This is a genomic window from Terrimesophilobacter mesophilus (genome assembly GCF_014200375.1).
GTDB lineage: Bacteria > Actinomycetota > Actinomycetes > Actinomycetales > Microbacteriaceae > Terrimesophilobacter > Terrimesophilobacter mesophilus.
Genome location: NZ_JACHBP010000001.1, coordinates 704,352 through 724,243 on the forward strand (window position 1 = coordinate 704,352; position 19,892 = coordinate 724,243).

19 protein-coding genes are annotated in these 19,892 nt (G+C 66.5%); 4 read left to right on the plus strand and 15 right to left on the minus strand.

Annotated elements, in window-relative coordinates:
* Positions 1-19: 19 nt before the first annotated feature.
* The 5 genes from BKA04_RS03495 to BKA04_RS03515 form a co-directional block, all read right to left on the minus strand.
* The gene (locus BKA04_RS03495; RefSeq protein ID WP_104095165.1) at positions 20-682 is read right to left on the minus strand and encodes a signal peptidase I; all 663 of its coding nucleotides are present in this window, start codon (positions 680-682) and stop codon (positions 20-22) included.
* Positions 679-1,404 (minus strand): hypothetical protein, encoded by a 726-nt coding sequence (locus BKA04_RS03500; protein ID WP_134542225.1) that lies wholly within the window; start codon positions 1,402-1,404, stop codon positions 679-681. The genes BKA04_RS03495 and BKA04_RS03500 overlap by 4 nt, the downstream gene beginning before the upstream one ends.
* Positions 1,404-3,116: an RICIN domain-containing protein gene (locus BKA04_RS03505; RefSeq protein ID WP_104095167.1), complete on the minus strand. Its 1,713-nt coding sequence runs from the start codon at positions 3,114-3,116 to the stop codon at positions 1,404-1,406. Before BKA04_RS03505 ends, BKA04_RS03500 begins: the two co-directional genes overlap by 1 nt.
* Positions 3,117-3,118: 2 nt before the next feature.
* Positions 3,119-3,673, minus strand: a complete 555-nt coding sequence (locus tag BKA04_RS03510; protein ID WP_104095168.1) for a TasA family protein — start codon at positions 3,671-3,673, stop codon at positions 3,119-3,121.
* A 92-nt stretch (positions 3,674-3,765) separates the two neighbouring features.
* Positions 3,766-4,254: an alternate-type signal peptide domain-containing protein gene (locus tag BKA04_RS03515; RefSeq protein ID WP_104095169.1), complete on the minus strand. Its 489-nt coding sequence runs from the start codon at positions 4,252-4,254 to the stop codon at positions 3,766-3,768.
* Between the two features lie 320 nt (positions 4,255-4,574).
* Between BKA04_RS03515 and BKA04_RS03520 the strand changes: the two genes are divergently transcribed.
* Together BKA04_RS03520 and glgB are read left to right on the plus strand one after the other, a co-directional pair.
* A complete protein-coding gene (locus BKA04_RS03520; protein WP_104095170.1) occupies positions 4,575-6,572 on the plus strand; it encodes an alpha-1,4-glucan--maltose-1-phosphate maltosyltransferase in 1,998 nt (665 codons plus the stop codon).
* On the plus strand, positions 6,572-8,746 hold the full coding sequence (gene glgB, locus BKA04_RS03525) for a 1,4-alpha-glucan branching protein GlgB (RefSeq protein WP_104095171.1): 2,175 nt from the start codon (positions 6,572-6,574) through the stop codon (positions 8,744-8,746). The genes BKA04_RS03520 and glgB overlap by 1 nt, the downstream gene beginning before the upstream one ends.
* Here glgB and BKA04_RS03530 read toward each other — a convergent pair.
* On the minus strand, positions 8,743-9,660 hold the full coding sequence (locus tag BKA04_RS03530; protein ID WP_104095172.1) for a co-chaperone YbbN: 918 nt from the start codon (positions 9,658-9,660) through the stop codon (positions 8,743-8,745). The genes glgB and BKA04_RS03530 overlap by 4 nt on opposite strands.
* Positions 9,657-11,417: a hypothetical protein gene (locus BKA04_RS03535; RefSeq protein WP_134542226.1), complete on the minus strand. Its 1,761-nt coding sequence runs from the start codon at positions 11,415-11,417 to the stop codon at positions 9,657-9,659. Before BKA04_RS03535 ends, BKA04_RS03530 begins: the two co-directional genes overlap by 4 nt.
* Positions 11,418-11,703: 286 nt before the next feature.
* On the opposite strand from BKA04_RS03535, the gene BKA04_RS03540 reads away from it, so the two are divergent.
* Positions 11,704-13,293, plus strand: a complete 1,590-nt coding sequence (locus BKA04_RS03540; RefSeq protein ID WP_104095174.1) for a coiled-coil domain-containing protein — start codon at positions 11,704-11,706, stop codon at positions 13,291-13,293.
* A gap of 18 nt (positions 13,294-13,311) precedes the next feature.
* On the plus strand, positions 13,312-14,361 hold the full coding sequence (locus BKA04_RS03545) for an AI-2E family transporter (protein ID WP_104095175.1): 1,050 nt from the start codon (positions 13,312-13,314) through the stop codon (positions 14,359-14,361).
* A 6-nt stretch (positions 14,362-14,367) separates the two neighbouring features.
* On the opposite strand, the gene BKA04_RS03550 is transcribed toward BKA04_RS03545, so the two are convergent.
* The 8 genes from BKA04_RS03550 to pyrH form a co-directional block, all read right to left on the minus strand.
* Positions 14,368-15,078 carry an alpha/beta hydrolase gene (locus tag BKA04_RS03550; RefSeq protein ID WP_104095176.1) on the minus strand — a complete coding sequence of 237 codons (711 nt, stop codon included), beginning with the start codon at positions 15,076-15,078 and terminating at the stop codon, positions 14,368-14,370.
* A gap of 3 nt (positions 15,079-15,081) precedes the next feature.
* Complete coding sequence (locus BKA04_RS03555; protein WP_104095177.1) at positions 15,082-15,381, minus strand: hypothetical protein; 300 nt, start codon at positions 15,379-15,381, stop codon at positions 15,082-15,084.
* A 19-nt stretch (positions 15,382-15,400) separates the two neighbouring features.
* Positions 15,401-15,922, minus strand: a complete 522-nt coding sequence (locus BKA04_RS12335) for an aggregation-promoting factor C-terminal-like domain-containing protein (RefSeq protein WP_408646436.1) — start codon at positions 15,920-15,922, stop codon at positions 15,401-15,403.
* A 181-nt stretch (positions 15,923-16,103) separates the two neighbouring features.
* Entirely contained in the window at positions 16,104-16,655 is a 552-nt protein-coding gene (locus BKA04_RS03565; RefSeq protein WP_104095178.1) for a DivIVA domain-containing protein, read from the minus strand.
* A gap of 31 nt (positions 16,656-16,686) precedes the next feature.
* Positions 16,687-17,706: a phosphatidate cytidylyltransferase gene (locus BKA04_RS03570; RefSeq protein ID WP_232841949.1), complete on the minus strand. Its 1,020-nt coding sequence runs from the start codon at positions 17,704-17,706 to the stop codon at positions 16,687-16,689.
* Positions 17,707-18,261, minus strand: a complete 555-nt coding sequence (gene frr, locus BKA04_RS03575; protein ID WP_104095179.1) for a ribosome recycling factor — start codon at positions 18,259-18,261, stop codon at positions 17,707-17,709. It abuts the gene before it with no gap.
* Between the two features lie 33 nt (positions 18,262-18,294).
* Positions 18,295-19,155 (minus strand): EamA family transporter, encoded by an 861-nt coding sequence (locus tag BKA04_RS03580; RefSeq protein WP_104095180.1) that lies wholly within the window; start codon positions 19,153-19,155, stop codon positions 18,295-18,297.
* Positions 19,156-19,161: 6 nt separating this feature from the next.
* Positions 19,162-19,875, minus strand: a complete 714-nt coding sequence (gene pyrH / locus BKA04_RS03585; RefSeq protein ID WP_104095181.1) for a UMP kinase — start codon at positions 19,873-19,875, stop codon at positions 19,162-19,164.
* Positions 19,876-19,892 lie beyond the last annotated feature (17 nt).

Below are 19,892 nucleotides of genomic sequence, written 5' to 3' on the forward strand. Positions count from 1 at the left end.
CGGCCTGAGAGCGAGAACGTTACGAGTGTTGCTCGGCAACGAGCGGCGCCGGGCCGTCCAGGTCGGCTGCTGCGATCGGCCGCGACGCAGCATCCGAACGCGCTGCCGCATCCCGCGTCGCTCGCTTGCGCCTGGCCGAGGCCGCGATACTGCTCGCGACCAGGTACCCGGCGTAGAGGAACAGCGCACCCGCGAGCGCCGGGACGATCCAACCCCGGTTCCCGCCACCCACGAAGGTGTTGACCCAGCCGAGATACGGGATGCTGTACCACACCTCACCGCGAACCTGCACCGGCAGGACGGGCTTCTCGTCGGCGCCGCCGTTCGCATCGCCCTTCGTCGTGAAGGTCGTCCTGCCCTCGGAGTTGTGGCTGATCGCTATCACGCGGTGGGTGATGAAGATGTCCTTGCCGGACTCGAGCTGGTACGTGATCGGCGTGCCGATCCGGATGTCCGAGGTCGCGATCGGCTTCACGATCACGAGCGTGCCTGGCGGGTAGGTCGGCCTCATCGAACTCGTGAGGATCGTCATCGGGGTCGATCCGGTGATGCTCGGGACGATGATCGCCATCATCCCGACGAGCACGACGAGCGCCAGGACTCCGGCGCTGAGACCCCACCCGAGGTAAGACCAGGTGCCGCGGTCTCTGCGTTCCGGCTCGGCCCGGCGGCGTCCGCTCACTCCTTCGCCTCCCTGCGCCGCCTCGCGGTGACGAGGAGGAAGAGCCCGACGCCGAGCATCACGGCCGTCCCCATGATCATGGCGGCGGGCGGTTCAGCACCCGTGTGGGCGAGGGGAATACTGTCATCGCCTGCAGCGGGAATGGTCGTTCCCGAGCCGCACTCGGTCGGAAGAAGACTGCCGACCACGGCGTCGCTCAACGACACCCGGAAAGAGAAGGTCGCTGACCCGTTCTGGCCGATCGTGCCCTGCAGGTCGCCGAAACGGAGCGCACTGGAGATCCTGACGACACCACCAGGGGCGACCAGGTCGCCCTCCGTCAGGACATGGCAGGGCTCCGCTTCGGCAAGAGCGACCGGCGCGCCCGGGAAGTCCGCGGTCGCCGCCGATACCGTCAATGCCTCGGCGAGGGCGGGGTCCGATACCGTGACCGACGTCAGTGCGACTCGGAGGAATCCCGCGGTGGAGCCTGCGTTGCGAACGTAGAGTACGGTCGACTGGGTATCGCCTGGCACGGAGACCGTGATCTGGTCGAACAGCGTGCCGGGCAGCGCGCCCGTGAAGGTCATCCCATCTCGGCTCACTTCGATGCCCGTCACCGCGGATGCCGGTGCGACGACGCCGCCCAACACGAGCGCCGTCACGAAGGCGACCCCGACGAACGTCCCTGCGGCGCTCGCACGACCACCGCGCCGGATGCCGAGTATCACTGGCCGTCGCATCAGCTGCACGTCAGCTGCCGATTGGCTGAGCTGCCCCTGGAACTCACGACGAGTTGCGACGTGCCGATCGTGGATCCGCCGCTCGTGACGGCTCTGACCGGATAGGCGCCGTCGGCCAGATTCAGCGGCGGGTTGCCCGTGATGGTCACGGAATTCGTCCCGCTGTAGTACGCGCCGTTCATCATGTCCACCCAGGTCGTTGCAGTGGACCGGACCTGCAGCTTGAAGCTCTGCGGCGCGGTAGGCGAGAAGGCGAAGACGACTGTGGTGTTGGATCCGCTTCCGGTGAGGACGCACTGAAGCGTCGCCGGCGCCGAACAGCTGAGCGTCGCCGAGCCGCCCACCGTCGACTTCCAGAGGGTGGTCGTCGCGAGCAGGTTGGTGAGCCAGAGTGCGCGCGCGGTGTACTGGCCGTCTGCTCCGGGGATCGAGGATGGCAGAACCGTGATCGCGGTCGAGCCGGGTGCAGCACCGCCGATGCTGGTCCAGCTGTTGCCGCCGTTGGGCGCGGACTGGAAGTCATAGGTGTCGATCGCGGCACCGGTCCACCCGAGGGTGACACCGCCGCCGGCCGCAGGGGCGCAGGCGATCGTCATCGACGGGAGGGTGACATCCTTGACGACGAGCGCATACCGCTGCCCGGCAGAACCGTCGCACACAGTCTGGGCGTACTCGGCCGCATCGACGTACACGTCCGTGTCGTTGACCTGAAGGCACAGCCCGCTGTTGCGGTTCACGAGCTGGTAGACGCTGCCCGGCTGAGCCTGGAGTTGCCATTCCTGGCTCAGTCGCGAGTCATTGTCGGTCTCGACGTCGACCGCGGCGAGCGCCATCGTCGATGATCCCACCGCATCCATCCTCAACGTCTGATCGTGCCGGGGTGTGATGTCGTAGTAGTCTCCAGCGGACCGGGCGAACGACCACTCCTGGTTGTAATCGACTACGGCGTTGCCGGTCTTGCAGGTGTAGTCGATGACGCCGGTTCCACTCGTCAGGGAGGCCGAATACACGTCGAGGCAGTTGAGCGTGGCCTGATTGACGATCTGATACCAGGTGTTCGGTGTGGGGCCGAACGCCGGAAAGATCCATGCGGTCTTCTGGGTCGTCGTCGCACCGGCCGACTGGATCCAGTTTCCCACCTTGAGGGAGGCGGACACGCTCGGCTGAATCGACAGGACGCCCGTACTCGATGCGAGTTCACCCCGCTCTGCGCCGGTGACCCGGATGCAGTAGCTTGCGGTCGCATTCTTCGCGAGGGATCCGGTCAACGGGTTCACGGTCGTCGCGACCGTGCTCCAGGAGCCGGTGACGGCGGTGCCGGGAGGCGTCGTGACCGCAGGGCAGCCCGATGGGGCGGTCGTCGGCCAGACGGCCACCGCGAGCTTCGCCGCGAGTGCGGCATCCCCCGTGTAGCCGAGGGTCATCGAATACGTTCCGACCGCCATGCTCTGCGTCACAGTCGTGTTGGTGAGTGTGACGCTGCCCGTCGTCGACAACTGGTGGTTCTGGAACGTGAAGACGTTGGATGCGAACCCGGTGGTCGAGACCCCGAGGGTGGCGGCACCGGCCGTGTTGGTGGCGGTGGTGCTCCTGGTCCAGGCCGCGTAGCTCACACCGCTGCCCACCAGGAGGAGGAAGACGGCAAGCCCGGCGGTGATCCCGTGATGGAGTGCGCCCCAGCGGCGTCGGCGTCCCCTGCGATGGTCGCTCATGGTCACGACCCCGCCTTCGAGGTGAAGGTCACCGTGAAGCTCTGGTTCGTCGACTGCACGTTGGCCGGCACTGTGGCGGGCATGGTCACCTGGATGCAGACGAGCGTCGATTCACCCACGGCGAATACTCCCAGGTCGGTGGGCGAGTCGGTCGAACTCGTGCCGACGATGGTCGCCGCGCACGCGCCTTTCCTGAGGTGGACGAGGAGTGGACCGAATGCGCCAGTGGTCGAGGCGGAGACGGTGTCGGGCACGTTGCCGGTGTTCTGGAGAGTGACCTCCTGGAAGACGACGTCGCCGGGGAGAAGGTTCGACCAGGCGGTCCCGTCCACGACGGCGCTCGCACCGCCATCGACTGTCAGCCCCATCGTGCCGGTCTGAATGGTTGCCGATGCGATCGGCTTCTGCCCGTTCCAGAGCGCGTACGTGCCCCCCGCCGCACACACGGCGATGATGCTCGCGCCGGCGACGGCAGCGGTGGAGGCGAGCATCCCGCCGATCCTCCGGGCGCGCTGCGCTGGTGCGCGGTGCCTGGCATGCGTTGATCTGGTGGTCATGCTTCACCTCCTCACGAGTGTTGGCCGACCGGCTGGTGTTCGGGAGCCCCGATGGTGCCCCGCCCGGGTGGAGGCGGGGCACCGCGGGGACATCAGGCGTGCTGGTCGACGCGGAACGCGAGGCCGGACAGATCGATCGTCTGGCCCTGTGAGGTGTTGTCGGCTCCACTGTCGAACGTGGCCGTCACCGTGACCGGAATCGAGTAGTTTCCGGCTCCCGTGATGTCGAACGTTCCGTCACCGTTGGCATTGACACCGGAGGTGGGTGCGATGGTGAGCGCGAGCGTCACGCCGGACGGGAGGGTGACGGTCGTGGCGTCAATGGACAGGGTGCCCTTGATGTGATCGCCCGTCGCCGTCACGTCGACGGTGGCGCTGTAGGTGGCGGAGTCGCCGGGAACCCACAGTGCGGGTGCGGAGGTCCACGAGCCGGCGGTCGCCGTCATCTCCAGGGTGCCGGTCGTGATCGATCCGGCGTTGACGGTGTCCGTCGCGTTCCAGAGCGCGAGTGAGCCTGCGCCTCCGAGAAGGAGTGCGATTCCTGCTGCTCCGGCGATGGCCGCCTTGGTGAGCTTGTTCATGATGGTGTCCTGTTCGAGTCAGGACCCGGGCACGCAGCATCCAGTTGTACTGGAAGCCCGCTTTCGGGTCGCGGGTTGTTTCAGTGTTCTCGCTGGCGGGTAAACCAGCTGTTGGAAGCACCCGACTCGGATCAGTGCTGGATCCGGGCTCCGGTATATCCCCCGTCAAAGACAGTACTGGTCAGCAAAATAGAGGACAAGGTTTGTACCCCACCCAGAAAAGGTCACACTCACTCGGGGGGTGGGACGACTGACGGGCCCGCAGGAATCTCGAACACTCTCCCCCATTTCCCCGACACCTTCGCTACGGTCGAAGGGTGATGTCCGCCTATGAGCCCCGGTTCGGCCGAATCCCCCTCCGTCTCGACTCCCCCCGGCACAGCGATGATCGGTTTCCGGCGAAGTCCTGGGTCGGCGAAGTGGTTCCGTTCCGGGCGACGATCTTCAAGGACGGCCACGACACCCTCGGCGCGGATGTACTCCTGACCAGCCCTTCCGGCACCACCACGGCGCATCGGATGGCCGCTGGCGCGCCCGGAACAGACACCTGGGAGGCGCTCGCCCCGGTCGATGCCCCCGGCGAATGGACGGTGGCGCTCCGCGCCTGGACGGATGACTGGGCCACCTGGCTCGCCGCCGCCGTCGTGAAGATCCCGGCGGGCATCGATGTGCAGCTGACGCTCGCATCCGGCGCAGTGCTCCTGCACCGAGCCCTGGGCGAGCTGCCGGGGAACGGCCCGATCGCCTCCGCCTCCGCCATCCTCTCGGACACCTCCATCGCACCGACGGCCCGCCTGGCAGCCGCCCTCGACCCTGCGCTCACCGACGAGCTGGCGGCGCATCCGCTCGCATCGACGATCACGACCGGTGCGCCTCACCGTCTGCGCGTCGAACGGGCGAGGGCCGCGGTGGGGAGCTGGTACGAATTCTTCCCCCGCTCGGAGGGAGCGAAGCAGCGCAAGAACGGCAGCTGGGCGAGCGGGACGTTCTCGACCGCGGCGCGCCGGCTTCCTGCGATCGCGCACATGGGATTCGACGTCGTCTACCTTCCGCCGATCCACCCGATCGGGTCGAGCTTTCGAAAGGGTCCGAACAACTCGCTGGAGGCCGGCCCGGACGATCCTGGCTCCCCGTGGGCGATCGGATCCGACGCGGGCGGGCACGACGCCATCCACCCCGACCTCGGCACGCTCGAGGACTTCGAGTCCTTCCTCGCCGCCGCACGCGGCCAGAACCTCGAGGTCGCCATCGATCTCGCCCTCCAGTGCTCCCCCGACCATCCGTGGGTCACCGAGCATCCTGAGTGGTTCACCCACCGCATCGACGGTTCGATCGCGTACGCGGAGAACCCGCCGAAGAAGTACCAGGACATCTATCCACTGGACTTCGACACCGACGAGCCGGGGCTGCGGGAGGAGATCCTCCGCATCGTGAACCTCTGGATCGACCGTGGGATCACCATCTTCCGGGTCGACAACCCCCACACGAAGCCGCTGCGATTCTGGGAGTGGCTCCTGCACGAGGTCGCGAAGGTCCGTCCCGACATCGTCTTCCTCGCCGAGGCCTTCACGAGGCCCGCGCCCCTGAGGGCGCTCGCCCAGGTCGGATTCCAGCAGTCATACACCTACTTCACCTGGCGCAACACCAAGGTGGAGCTGGAGACCTACCTGCTCGAGTTGTCGCACGAGACGAGCGACTTCCTGCGACCGAACCTCTTCGTCAACACCCCGGACATCCTCACCGAGTACCTGCAGTTCGGTGGGGTGCCCGCCTACAAGATTCGCGCGGCGATCGCCGCGACGGCGAGCCCGAGTTGGGGGGTGTATTCCGGATACGAACTCATCGAGAACGTCGCGCGCCCGGGCTCCGAGGAGAACATCGACAACGAGAAGTACCAGTACCATCCCCGTGACTGGACGGCGGCGGAGAGGAGCGGAATCTCGATCGCGCCGTACCTCAAGACGCTCAATCGCATCCGTTCTGAGCATCCTGCGCTGCGCCAGTTGAAGAACCTCGAGGTCCACTGGAGCGACGACGACGCGATTCTGGTCTACAGCAAGTACCTTCACGGCCGATTCATCCGCAGCGGACAGACGGATGCGATCATCGTCGTCGCGAACGTCGACCCTCACTCGGTGCGGGAGACGACCGTCCACCTCGACCTGGAGAAGCTCGGACTGGCCCCGGATGCCCGCTTCGCCGCCACCGACCTGATCACGAAGCAGCGATTCGATTGGGGGCGCGACAACTACGTGCGGCTGGACGCCTTCACCGAGCCGGTCCACATCCTGAAGGTCGAGTCGGGGAAGGGACGCTGATGGCTTCCGCCGTGCCGCTTCCCACCGTGCCGCCGGAGGAGTTGTCGGCGATCGCCGAGGGACGGCATCCGCAGCCTCACTCGATCCTCGGGCAGCACGCTCTCGACCGCGGGTGGGTCATCCGCGCGAGGCGGCCGCTCGCCCGGTCCGTGACCGCCATCCGCGCGAACGGGACGAGGATCCCGCTCAAGCACGTCGCCCACGGCATCTGGCAGGCGCGCGCGCGCGGCGGCGGGCAGTCGTACACGATCGAGACCACGTACGAGTCCGGGCCGGACTGGCTCGCTGAGGACCCGTACCGGTTCGTTCCCTCGGTGGGCGAAGTCGACCTCTATCTGTTCGGAGAAGGGCGGCACGAGAAGCTCTGGAAGGTCCTCGGCGCCCACCATCGACCGCACGAAGGCATCGACGGCACCTCGTTCTCGGTCTGGGCACCGCACGCGCGAGCAGTTCGCGTCGTCGGCGACTTCAACGACTGGGATGGTTCCGGAAGCGCCATGAGGCGGCTCGACGACAACGGAGTGTGGGAGGTGTTCATCCCCGGTACCGCGCCCGGCGCCGCGTACAAGTTCGAGCTGCTCACCGCGAGAGGAGACTGGGTGCTTCGTGCGGACCCGATGGCGCGGTTCACAGAGGTGCCGCCGGCGAACGCGTCCAGGATCGGCATCTCGGACTACACCTGGAACGACGAGGAGTGGATGGCGGCGCGAGCGCGCTCCAACCCGCTCGACGGCCCGATGAGCGTGTTCGAGGTCCACGCCGGATCGTGGCGCCCTGGTCTCGGCTATCGGGAACTCGCCGTGGATCTCGTCGACTACGTCGCGGAGATCGGATACACCCACGTGGAGTTCCTGCCCCTTGCCGAGCATCCGTTCGGGGGCTCATGGGGTTACCAGGTGACCGGCTATTACGCCCCGACGAGCCGCTTCGGGCATCCGGATGATCTCCGCTTCCTCATCGATCGGCTGCACGCCAGGGGGATCGGCGTCATCATGGACTGGGTGCCTGCGCACTTCCCGAAAGACGAATGGGCGCTCGCCAGATTCGACGGCGAATCGCTCTACGAGCACGGGGATCCGCGGAGGGGCGAACAGCCCGACTGGGGAACCCTGGTGTTCGACTTCGGCCGGTCGCAGGTGCGGAACTTCCTCGTCGCCAACGCGCTGTACTGGTTCGAGGAGTTCCACATCGATGGTCTGCGCGTGGACGCCGTCGCGTCGATGCTCTACCTCGACTATTCGCGAAAGTCCGGAGAATGGGCGCCGAATCGGCATGGCGGCAGGGAGAACCTCGAAGCCATCGACCTGCTCAAAGAGGTCAACGCGACCGCGTACAAGCTGCATCCCGGAATCGTCATGATCGCCGAGGAGTCGACGGCGTTTCCTGGCGTCACCGCTCCGACGGATGCCGGGGGGCTCGGCTTCGGCCTCAAATGGAACATGGGCTGGATGCACGACTCGCTCGAGTACATGTCCGTCGACCCGATGTACCGCTCCCACCACCACGGCGAGCTCACCTTCAGCATGGTCTACGCGTTCAGCGAGAACTTCCTCCTGCCGATCAGCCATGACGAGGTCGTGCACGGCAAGGGGTCACTGCTCCACAAGATGCCAGGGGACCAGTGGCAGAAGCTCGCGAACCTGCGTGCGTTCCTCGCGTTCCAGTGGTCGCACCCCGGTAAGCAGCTGCTCTTCATGGGGCAGGAGTTCGGGCAGCCGTCCGAGTGGAGCGAGGAGCGCGGGCTCGATTGGTGGATTCTCGACCAGCCGGTCCACCGGGGTCTGCTCGCCCTCGTGGGGCAGCTCAACCGTCTCTATCGCTCGGAACCCGCGTTGTGGCAGCAGGACCATTCTGCGGGCGGTTTCCAGTGGCTCGTGAGCGACGACGCGTCCAACAACACCGTCGCCTTCCTGCGGTGGCCCGTCGACGGCGCGCCGGTGGCGGTCATCGTCAACTTCTCCGGGAAGCCGGTCGGACCGTACCGGATCGGCCTGCCCACCTCCGGCGAGTGGGTCGAGCTTCTCAACACGGATGCCGCGGAATTCGGTGGATCCGGCGTCGGCAACCTCGGCACCGTGGTCGCGCGGGCTGAGCCCCACGGCGGACAACCGGCATCCGCGGACATCACGCTTCCGCCGCTGGCAGCGCTGTGGCTCACGCCGGCCCGGCGCTAGTACAGGAGCGACGTGAGCCGGCGACGTGCCGCCGCCACCCGCGGGTCGTCTGAACCGGTCAGATCGAAGTAGGACAGCAGCCTCGTACGGATCACATCCTTGCCGTGCTGGTCGAGCGACGGGAACAGGTCGAGCAGGCGCCCGCACGCATCGTCGACGTGCCCGCCGGAGATGTCCAGGTCGGCCACGGCGAGCTGCGCGTCGAGGTCGCCAGGGGATGCTGCAGCCGTGGCTCGGATGTCATCGGCAACCGCTCCGTCCAAACGGTGGAGCAGCGAGACCTGCACGAGGCCGGCGACCGCGAGCTGGTCCCGCGGATCCTGGGCGATGGCGGTCTTGTATTCGGCGATGGCCGTCGCGAAGTCACCGCGATCGATCGCGTCGAACGCGGCCTGGTGATGCGGCGGCAGTGGCTCTTCGACCGGTTCCGCGGGCGCTTCGTCCTTCGCCTCTGAGGTCGTTGCCTTGCCCGTCACACCGTTCTGGGTCGCGAGCGTCACCACCTGGTCGAAGACGCCCTTCGCATCCGCCTCCGCCAGCTCCCCCTCGTACAGGGCGATGGGCCGTCCTCCGACGACCGCCGCGACGGTGGGCACCGCCACGGCCTGGAATGCCTGCGTCAGCTGCGGGTTGCGTCTCGCATCCACTGTCACAAGCACGAACCTGCCCTCGTAGGCTCGGATGATGCGCTCGAGCGTCGCCGAGGGCTCCCCGGCATGGAGTTCGACGATCACGGCAATGGTCCGAGACAGTTCCAGGAACTGGCCGAAATTCGCGTCGGTCCCCTCCGTCACGAGAGACGCAATCGCCGAGTCGCCTGCGGTGCCGGATGCGGTCGAGCGTTCCGGCTTGTCGCGCAGGAGCGACGAGAGATCGACGGCTCCTCGAAGTTGGGTTGGGGGGATATCGGTCACTTCAACTCCCGCGCAGCTATCAGGGCGGACGCCCAGCCGATCAAGACGATCTTCTGTCCACTTGACGCCGGGGGCACGTAGAACAGCAGCTGGTCCCCGTAGGTCGCGAGGGTGCCCTTGGTCGTCGATGAAACGCGGGACAGCGACTTGACGGCGCCCTCGGCGTTGATGAGGGCACCGGGTTCCGTGGGCTTCACAGTCTCGGTCTCGTTCAGGTAGGTCGCGACGATCGCACCGCTGTCATTCGTCACCATCGGGATCACCTCACCGTCGCCGGCGAGGTTGCCGAATGTCATCTTCGCGATCCGCGGGATCGACGATTTCCTCTTCTGTTTCGCGTCGAAACCGATGGACTGCGCGAGGGAGTCGTTCTCGAGGTCGAAGTATTTGTAGTACTCACTCGATTCGCCATTGAGCAGGACGTCTCCGTATGCGAGCGCGAGCTGGTCGGGCTGGAGCGCGAAGAGCTTGATGTCCGGTTGGAGCCGCTGGGTTCCGACATTCGCCGCCGCCAGCTCCGGCAGCACCGGTCCGGACTCCAATTGCATGGCGTAGACGACCTTGTAGTTCTCGCGTGGAGACTGCTGGACGAGCATGAGCGCAGTCGGGGCGACCTCTGTGTCTTTGGGATCGTGGACGACGGTGAACACGGTACGCGGCCACTTGTCGTTCTGCTGCGGGAGTGTCACCTCCACCGGCGATGACGGGATGGCCGGAAGCGGCTTGTAGTTCTTGTCGGCTTTGCGGATCGCGTAGTTGGCCTCGCGAAGATCAAGGGCTGGTCCCGCAAAACGCTCCGCGATGAGATCGCTGTCGCGTTCGGCATCCGCCTGCTGGGCCACGAGGGCGATCTTCGACACGATCGACTCGAGTTGAGGCGTGCTGACGACGGGCGGCTTGTCAGTGCTCACGGGCGGCGCGGACACCGATGGGGTCGGCGAGGGGCTCGATGCGGCCTCTCCCCCGAGGAATTCCGGCCAGGATTCTGCTGTGCAGCCGGTCAGAACCAAGGCACCGGCCACGACCATGCCGGTCACCATGCCGGCGCGGCCGGCCGCTCTCCGACCTCTCGGCGCCTGGAGACTCTTCTGTTTCGGCACCTTGTACTTGAGGCGCTTGGGTGGCTTGGGCATCCTGGGTGGACGTCGGCGTGGTCCTCGCGCCTTACGCAGGTGCGACAGTGCCCACAGGTACAGTGCGAGTCCTGCGAGCAGCAGCAGTACGCCGCCCACGATGAGCGGCCCTGACCAGGGTGTGCGGTTGTCGACCGGCCAGGTGATCGAGACCTGGCCCGGGGCGGGCGCCGTGCCGTCCGAGAGGATGATGACCGAGACATCCTGAGGGATGTTGACGACGAAGGTCAGCTGGTTGTCGCGCGTGAACTCGTCCAGCCACAGGTCGGAGTCGTGGGGGTCGGGCACCGTCGCCTCCGTACCCTGCACCACTTCATTGGAAAGGGTCGACGTCTTCTTGTTGAGGCGTACCTCGTTGTAGGTCGCATCACCGATCCAGGCCAGTACGTCGGTGGTCTTGCCGTAGGCGGCGAACACGGTTCCCGACCCGGTGATGAGTACCTTCTGCCGGCCGGGATTGGAGTTGAGCACCTTGCCGTCGATGACGGTGACCGGGGCACTCGTACCGAGCGCGGTGGATGCCGCGACGTGGTCCGGCTCGGCGAGGACGGTCCGCTGCGCGATCCCGTAGCTGATCATCACGAAAGCGACGATGAAGCTCACGATGGCCACAATGAACCGCAAGTCGAACTCCTCTCGTGCTGCCGAAGCCGGTATCGGTGGATTGGCCGCCATGCCGGGCACGTCGCCACCACGGGCGAGGACGGCGCAGGACTCCGGTCGGATTCCCGCGGGCAGCAGGCAAAGACATTACAGAATAGCGCACGCAGTCTGAAAGCTTCCCCACCGGATGCTGAGGGGCTGCCCGGCGGCCGCCATCGCCCGTGCCTGCCCCGCACCGCTAAACTCGACTCTGTCCGGCCAATAACCCCCGACTGATGGCCGTCCGTCCACCAACCAGGGAGAGATTGTGGCATCCGACGACGAAGCGTTTTCCACTGCCATGCGCGGATACAACCGCGAAGAGGTCGACAACGCCATCCAGGATCTGCGGCGCGAGCTCATCAAAGCCAACAGCGACAAGGCGGAGAGCGCCAAAGAGCTGAAACGACTGAACGCGACGGTCGCCGACCTTCAGGCGGAGATCGACGAGATCGGCAGCCCGACCTACACGGGGCTCGGCACCAAGCTCGAGAACGTGCTGCGCGTCGCCGAGGAGCAGTCGACGAGGCTCATCAGCCAGGCGGACATCGACGCCGAGAAGCTGCGCACCGGCGTGCAGAGCGAAGTGAACTCGCTGCGCATCGAGGCCATGGAGGCCGCTGAAAGGATCGTCGCCGACGCCCACGCCACCGCAGCCGAGGTGCTCGATGCGGCGCACGCAGAAGCGGCGGAACTCGTCGCACGAAGCAAGGCCCAGGCCGAGGCGACGAAACAGAACGAGCTCAAGGATGCCGCATCGGTGCGCGGTGCAGTGGCCACCGAAGCCGCAGAATCCCGCGCCGCGGCCAAGCGGGAGGCAGCCGCCGTTCGTGCCGAAGCGGCAAGGGAGGCGGCAGAACTCAAGGCGGTCACTGTCCGGGAGACGACGGAGGCGCGGGAGGCCGCAGCGTTCCTCGCCAGGGACACCGAGAAGAACCGCAAAGAGTTCACCGCCGAGACCGAGAAGCAGTGGGGCGATCTCGCCCGGGATGTCGAGCAGCAGCGCACCGACGCAGAACGGGAAGTCGCCACGACCCGTGCCCAGCTCGCCACAGAGGCCGAGCAGGCCCGTGCGAACCTCGAGCGCGAGCTGGCGGCGTCCCGCGCCAAGTTCGACGAGGAAATGGATGCTGCGCGCGCGAAACTGAAGACCGACGCGGCCGCCGCGCACTCCAAACTCGCACAGGAGACCAAAACCGCCAAAGCCGAGCTGGCCCGTTCCCTCGAGGACGCGAAGGCGAAGGCCGAAGCAGAGATGGCTGAGGCTCGGGCGAGCCTCGCCCACGACATCGAACAACAGCGCACCGACCTCGACCGGGAGCTCGAGCAGACGAGGGCCGACTTCACGAACGAGCAGGACCACGCCCGCGCCGAACTCGCGGCGGAGCTCGCGACGTCTCGAACGGCCCTCTCGAAAGATGCCGACCAGGCCAGGTCGGACCTCGAAGTCGAGCTCACGTCGAGGCGCGACGAGGCAGAGAAGGACTACCTCGCCAAGCACCAGGAGGCGGTCGCACAGAACCAGCAGTACCTCGACGAAGCACGCAGTCAACTGGCAGAGGCGATCGCGCGGGCCGACGAGAAGCGCAAGGAAGCCGAGACCGTGACGTCACGCGCGGCGAAGGACGCTGCGGCGGCGAAGGATGCGGCGAAGAAGGAGGCCGCCGACATCCTGTCGAACGCCGAGGCTCGGGCGAAGGCGATGATCGCAGACGCGGAGAAGCGCACCACGACGCTCGTGTCCGAAGCCGAAGAGAGACTGTCCAAGATTAGAATCGAGCGCGAAGCGGTCGCCGGATACTTCGGTGCGCTGCGGACGGTCCTCGGCGACGCGGAGAAAGTCGCTGCAGACGAATAGAACTGTCGAGGGGGCACGGTGAAGATCCAGAACGCGTTTCGGCTCGGCCTCTTCGGGGGCCTCGGCGTGCTCGTCGCGCTCGGGATCGGCGCCGCCGTCGGTACCCTCGCCACGATCATCACCTATATCGGCGCCGCGATCTTCCTAGCCCTCGGTCTCGACCCTGCCGTGTCGTGGCTGGAGAAGAAGAGATTTCCGCGCTGGCTCGCGATCCTCACGGTCGTCGTCGCAGTTCTCGCGATCTTCACGGGTCTCGTGTTCGCCGTCGTCCCCGTCATCGTGGAACAGACGTCCAACCTCATCAACGGGCTCACGCCGCTCATCGCAGCGCTCGGCGACCAGGACAACAACTGGGTCGCGACTGCGCAGAAGAACCTCCCCGACTACATCAACCTGCAGGCGATCATCGGCGGCGCGCTCGAGTTCGTGAAGAACAACATCACCTCGATCGGCGGCGGCGTGCTGCAGGTTGGCCTCGGCATCGCCAGCGGCGCGTTCGGCTTCATCATCGTCCTGATCCTCACGCTCTACTTCGTCGCATCGCTCAACAGCATGAAGCGCGGCCTCTACCAGCTCGTGCCGGCGACCAAGCGTGCGCGGTTCTCCGACATCGCCGAGCAGATCAGCCAGTCGGTGGGGCGCTACGTCGTCGGGCAGGCGACGCTCGCTCTCGCCAACGGCATCCTGAGCTTCATCTATCTCACGATCGTCGGAGCGGAGTATCCCGCCCTCTTCGCCTTCATCGCGTTCCTGTTCTCGCTCGTCCCGCTCGTCGGAACGCTGTCCGGCAGCATCCTCATCGCGCTCAGCTGTCTCGTCTTCGACGGCGTTCCCACGGCCATCGCCGTCGCGATCTACTACGCCATCTACATGCAGATCGAAGCATACGTGTTGAATCCGAACATCATGAAGCGAGCGGTCAAAGTACCAGGCGTCATCGTCGTCATTGCTGCGCTCGCGGGTGGAACCCTGCTCGGGATCCTCGGTGCGCTCATCGCCATCCCCGTGGCCGCGTCGATCCTCCTGATCATCAACCAGGTCGTCATCCCGCGGCAGAACGAGGTCTGAGCGGGATCAGTCCGCCCATTCGGTGGCCAGAGGCAGAGCCGCCGGATTCACCGCGCGGACGATCTCGGTGAGCACCCTCCTGGTCTGCTCCTCCCCCACCCACAAGTGCTTACCGCCCGCGACCATCACGAGCTCGGCGTCCGGGACAACGGCGAACCGCTCTCTCGCCTCGTCCGGCCGGAGATAGTCGTCGAATTCGGGAATCACGGCGACAAGCCTCCTCCCGCTCCCCGACCACCTGCCCAGTTGCTCGTCGGAGACTCGTTTGAGCGGCGGTGAGAGAAGGATCGCGCCGGCGATCGGATGATCGAGACCGTAGGCGACCGCGACCTCGGTCCCGAAAGACCAGCCGACCAGCCACGGAGTCGGCAGGCCGCGCTCGGTCACGAACTCGATGGCCGCCTCGAGGTCTTTGCGCTCCTCGATGCCATCGCCGAAGGATCCCTCCGAGTGGCCCCGCGGCGAGGTGACGCCGCGGAAGTTGAAGCGCAGCACCGCGATGCGGGCGAGAGCAGGCAGTCTGGCTGCAGCCTTCCGGATGATGTGCGAATCCATGAACCCGCCCCCCGTCGGCAGCGGGTGGAGGCAGACGATGGTGGCCACTGCGGGCACATCGAGCGGCTCCGCGAGCTCACCGACCAGACGGAGCCCGTCGGACGTGTGAAGCTCGATGTCGGTCCTGCGCGCAGGAAGCTCCACCCCTGAACGGATCTCCACGTCCTACTGCACCTTCCAGCAATGGGAGTGCCAGTGCCTGCGCGCGGCGATGTCCGCGGCATCCCCCATGAGCCCGTCCGCACGCCAGGCGACGATGTGGGACTGCCCGGGCGAGATGTCGCCACCGCAGCCGGGGCACACGTACGTCTTCACCGCGGAAGCGGGGGAAACCGGCTGAACATTCCAGACTCCGTCGCGCCTCGTCTCCGTTCGGAGAGTGCCGAAGAGGGCTCGCTGGAGGTCCACTTCCTGGGCGACATCCGATTCCCCGCGCGCGCGACGGGGACGATTGGTACGGGGCATCAGTCCAGCCTATGCCGACCTAGTACCAGTGGTGCTGTTCTGAGTGCTCCCACGCGCCGCAGGGAGTCCCGTACCTGGCCGCGATGTATCCGAGTCCCCAGATGATCTGGGTCCTGGGGTTCGTCGCCCAGTCGGCTCCCGCGGTTGCCATCTTGTTCCCCGGGAGGGCCTGCGGGATGCCGTACGCCCCGCTCGAGGGGTTGTGCGCGTAAACGTTCCAGTGGGACTCCCGGTTCCACAGGGCCACGAGACAGCTGTACTGGCTCTCATCCCAGCCCCGGGCCAGGACCAGGTCGTAGGCGATCGCCTGGGCGGTCCCCGGGTCGGGCTTGCCGACCGCCGGCGCCGTCGGACGCATCGTGACACTGTACCCGTCGCGGGCGAGCAGCGCCGAGTAGTCCCCCTCGTGGGAGAACAGCTGCGTCGACGCAGGCGACGGCGCGTCACCGGGGATGCCGGCATCCGCAGAAGCGGAATAGTCCGGGGCGATGACCGTCACGAGCACGATCGCAAGCGAGACGACGAAGGAATAGGCAGGCAACGAATGCGGATTCCGCCGAATGCGCGCAGAAACGCCCGCCCCGGCCCCCGTAGTCCGCGACAGGCTCACGAGAACGTTCGCGTGTCTACCCACTGTGAATGGATTTTAGCCGAATTCGACTGAAAACTCTCGCCCGCCCTCAGCGAACAGTCGCCAGCGAACAGTCGTCAGCGAACAGTCCTCAGCGAACAGAGAGCATGACGGCGACGACACTGTCGAGGAAGTAGTCCACCTGAGCTTCACTGTAACCGCCTCGCTTCGGCCGGAACGAGACCGTGCGCACATCGTCGACGCTCAACGGTGTCGCCTTGAGGAAGTAGTCGGAGAGACGGTCGCCGAACGCATCCACCTGTTTGCGGTCGTAACCGCCGCTCAGGAGGTTGACCACGCGAAAACGGTGACCGTGCGGGCGTGCCAGCCGATCGATGATCTCCCGCGCGTTGCTGCGGGCCGCCGTGAACCAGGCCTCATCGCCGGCCACTGCTCGCGCTCGGTCACGCTCACGCCCAGCGAACGCATCCTCGAGCCGTTCGAGGGCGGCATCGACGTGCGCGGTCGAATACCCGCCCTTCTTCAGCGCGAAGGAGGTGCGGCGGATGGCTTCCGCGTCGAGAACGATGAGCGCTCCCGGCTCCGAGTTGTATGCGGCGCGTGCATCCTCGAGAAAATCCTCGACCTGGTCGATGTCGTAGCCGCGTCGGGAACTCCGCGTGCGGGGGAAGGTTGAACTCACCTGACCATTCTGCCCCACGGTTGCCGCGAGCTCATGCAAAGAGCAGGAACAGGATGTACGCGGCGGCAGCGCTCAGGACGATCGAGTCCATGCGGTCCAGGAATCCGCCGTGCCCCGGCAGCCAGGTGCTGATGTCCTTGATGCCCAGATCGCGCTTGATGAGGGATTCCGTGAGGTCGCCGATGGTCGCGGTGGCGACGATCACTCCGCCGAACACGAATCCGAACCACCACGGCTCGTGGATCATGAAGATGGACAGGAGTATCCCCGCGATGAACGCGGCGGCAACGGAACCCCCGAATCCCTCCCAGGTCTTCTTCGGGCTGATTCGCGGGGCCATCGGATGCCTGCCGAGTGTCAGCCCGGTGGCGTACGCGCCCGTATCGGTCGAGATCACGAGGATGAGGAAGGCCAGCGTCCACCACTCGCCTCCCGGTTTCGACGCGAGCAGTACGGCGAAACTCGCCAGGAACGGAATGTAGATCTGGATGAACGTGCCTGCCGCGAGATCGTGCCACACCTCGCGGGCGCCCGCACGAAGCCGCGGGTTCGCCAGTTCCGCCACGCGCCAGGCGACGACGAACGCGATTCCGGCGAGCGAGACCAGCCACTTGCCTCCATCCCCCAGGTAGAAGGCCGCCGGCACCGTGGCGAGAGCCGCGATCACCGTCGGCCAGCGCGGAACACGCCGACCCGATGCCCGGAGGGCGCTCGCGAGCTCGAACGCCGTGAACCCGATGAGGAACGCCGCGACGATCATGAAGAGTTCCTTCACGACGATGAGGCTGAACAGCATCGCGAAGCCGAGAGCGAGACCGATGAGGATGGCGAGCGGCAGGTTGCGCCCCGTGCGCGCCTCGATCTTCTCGTTCGCCTGGTCGATCTGCGCCCGCGTCGCCTCCATCTGCGCTTTGAGCTCTGCGCGCGTCGCCTTCACCTGGGCCTGGATCTCCGCCCTGGTCTCCTCCGCCCGCGCCTCAAGATCGGCGCGCCGGAAGCTCCACCGTCTCTTCGCCCCGGTCACCGGCGGCTGTTCAGGGTCGTCCGGCATTCAGACCTCGAGAAGCTCGGCTTCCTTCTTGCGCAACGCCTCGTCGATCGCGTCGACCTGGTTCTTGGTGAGCGTCTCGAGCTCCTTCTCGGCGCGGGCGACCTCGTCGTCGCCGACCTCCGCCTTGAGCCCGTCGAGGTCGTCCTTCGCCTTGCGCCGGATGTTGCGGATCGCCACCTTCGCGTCCTCGCCCTTCCCGCGCACGATCTTCACGAAGTCCTTGCGGCGGTCCTCGGTGAGCTCCGGAAGGGTGGCGCGAACGACAATCCCGTCATTGCCGACATTGGCACCGAGGTTCGGGGCGGCGACGATGGCCTTCTCGATCTCCTTGAGGGCACTCTTGTCGTACGGGGTGATCACGAGGGTGCGCGCATCCGCGTTCTGCATGCCGGCGAGCTGGGCGAGCGGCGTCGGGGTTCCGTAGTAGTCGACGAGTACCTTCTGGAACAGTGCGGGGTTCGCCCGGCCGGTGCGCACGCCGGCGAAGTCCTCCTTGGCCACCTCGACGGCCTTCTGCATCTTGTCCTTGGCCTCGGCCAGTACGTCGGTGATCACGGCAACTCCTTAGCGTTTGAGCAAGTTTATCGGCTAACTCGCAGCCAGCAGCGCGATCCCGGTGAGCACGACTCCAGCACCGACGAGCCTGCGGGCCGGATGCGGCTCGTGAAAGAACAACCAGCCGGCCAACCCCACGAGCACGACGCTCACTTCACGCGCCGGAGCGACGAGCGAGACGGGGGCGAGCTGGAAGGCGAGCAGCACGATGATGTAGGCGAGCGGCGCGAGCACCCCGACGATGAGGATGGCGACCCAGTGTCTCTTCGCGGTCGCGGCGAGGCCCCTGCGTGAACGGAGCCCCACGGGCGCCAGCAGGAGGAACTGGAACAGGACGCTGCCCCAGTACAACCCGACCGCAGGCATCCCGCCGACGGTCACCGCGGCGCTGTCCCACAGGGTGTAGACGGCGATGAGGACGCCGATCACGAGCCCGTAGAGGATGCCTGCACGATTGTTCGCGGCATCCGCCCGCCCTCCGGCGAGGCCGGTGATGACGACGCCCGCGATCACGAGCGCTGCCCCGGCGAGGGCGACGAGCCCCGGACGTTCACCGAACAGGATCATCGCGAAGACGACCGTGAGCAGCGGGCCGGTGCCCCTCGCGAGCGGATAGACGACCGAGACGTCGCCCTGGCGGTATCCGCGCTGGAGCAGGAAGAAGTAGGCAATCTGCAGCGCGCCGCTCACGACCGCGAGCCAGAGCCAGTGCAGGAGGTCGACGCCGGCGTCCACGAGCGAGAAGATCCCGAACGGAAGGAAGACGACGGCGCCGACGATGAAACTCAGCCAGAGGAAGCCAGGCCCGCTCGTCCCTGCACGTTTGATCGCGATGTTCCACGCGGCATGGGCGATCGCGGCGAACCCGACGAGCGCGAGGACGAGGAGCGACATCCCCGGTCAGTTGCTGACGAGGGTACCGATGCGATCCCCACGGATCGCCTTGGTGATGTTGCCGCCCGGCTCCATGCCGAAGACGACCATGGGCATCCCGTTGTCCATGCACAGGCTGAACGCCGTCGAGTCGACGACCTTGAGGCCCTGCACGAGCGCCTCCTGGTAGGTGACCCTGTCGAGCTTGGACGCCTTCGCGTTCTTGCGGGGGTCGCCGTCGTAGACGCCGTCGACGCCGTTCTTGGCGACGAGCACGACATCCGCGCCGATCTCGAGCGCACGCTGGGCCGCGACCGTGTCAGTCGAGAAGTACGGGAGGCCGGCGCCCGCGCCGAAGATGACGACGCGGCCCTTCTCGAGGTGGCGCTCTGCCCGCCGGGGGATGTACGGCTCGGCGACCTGGGTCATCGAGATCGCGGACTGCACGCGCGTCGCCGCGCCCGCCTGCTCGAGGAAGTCCTGCAGCGCGAGCGCGTTCATGACGGTGCCGAGCATGCCCATGTAGTCTGCGCGCCCGCGGTCCATGCCGCGCTGGGAGAGCTCTGCTCCGCGGAAGAAATTGCCACCGCCGACGACGATCGCGACCTCGACACTCGCCGCTGCGGCCGCGATCTCCTTGGCCAGGCTGCTCACGACATCCGGATTGACCCCGAGCGAACCCCCACCGAAAGACTCACCGGAGAGTTTGAGAAGAACCCGTCGCTTGCGAGTGGGGGCCATGGTCTCTCCTTCGGTGG

Bases quoted from the DNA above. Each gene is read 5' to 3' on its own strand.
- BKA04_RS03510 (WP_104095168.1), bottom strand. From the start codon at position 3,673: ATGACCACCAGATCAACGCATGCCAGGCACCGCGCACCAGCGCAGCGC.
- BKA04_RS03500 (WP_134542225.1), bottom strand. From the start codon at position 1,404: ATGCGACGGCCAGTGATACTCGGCATCCGGCGCGGTGGTCGTGCGAGC.
- BKA04_RS03515 (WP_104095169.1), bottom strand. From the start codon at position 4,254: ATGAACAAGCTCACCAAGGCGGCCATCGCCGGAGCAGCAGGAATCGCA.
- glgB (WP_104095171.1), top strand. From the start codon at position 6,572: ATGGCTTCCGCCGTGCCGCTTCCCACCGTGCCGCCGGAGGAGTTGTCG.
- BKA04_RS03505 (WP_104095167.1), bottom strand. From the start codon at position 3,116: ATGAGCGACCATCGCAGGGGACGCCGACGCCGCTGGGGCGCACTCCAT.
- BKA04_RS03580 (WP_104095180.1), bottom strand. From the start codon at position 19,155: ATGTCGCTCCTCGTCCTCGCGCTCGTCGGGTTCGCCGCGATCGCCCAT.
- pyrH (WP_104095181.1), bottom strand. From the start codon at position 19,875: ATGGCCCCCACTCGCAAGCGACGGGTTCTTCTCAAACTCTCCGGTGAG.
- BKA04_RS03520 (WP_104095170.1), top strand. From the start codon at position 4,575: ATGTCCGCCTATGAGCCCCGGTTCGGCCGAATCCCCCTCCGTCTCGAC.
- BKA04_RS03570 (WP_232841949.1), bottom strand. From the start codon at position 17,706: ATGCCGGACGACCCTGAACAGCCGCCGGTGACCGGGGCGAAGAGACGG.
- BKA04_RS03555 (WP_104095177.1), bottom strand. From the start codon at position 15,381: ATGCCCCGTACCAATCGTCCCCGTCGCGCGCGCGGGGAATCGGATGTC.